The sequence below is a fragment of the Pauljensenia sp. UMB3104 genome, from assembly GCF_030217285.1.
Classification (GTDB): domain Bacteria; phylum Actinomycetota; class Actinomycetes; order Actinomycetales; family Actinomycetaceae; genus Pauljensenia.
Window position 1 is genome coordinate 1 of the sequence record NZ_JASONN010000671.1, and the last position, 229, is coordinate 229.

Annotated in this window: 1 protein-coding gene; it reads right to left on the reverse strand. The window is 56.3% G+C overall.

Going from position 1 to position 229, the window contains the following annotated elements; all coding sequences use genetic code 11:
* The coding region (locus QP415_RS13220) for an ATP-binding cassette domain-containing protein (RefSeq protein ID WP_285100377.1) at nucleotides 1-229 on the reverse strand (229 nt) is incomplete at both ends.

Sequence of the window (229 nt, forward strand, 5' to 3'; positions counted from 1 at the left end):
ACTTGAGAGATTGCGACGAGGTGCTTGTAGCCCACACCCGAGGTCGGCTCGTCAAAGATGTAGACATTTTTGTTCGCTGCAAGTGCTGTGGCGATGACCAGGCGTTGGCGCTGCCCGCCAGACAGCGCTTGCGGATGATCGGACTTGTGCTCCGCAAGATCGAGTTCTTCAAGGATCGCCTGGGCGTCGATGTGTTGTTTTTCGGCTCTCGTTATCCCGAGCGTGACTT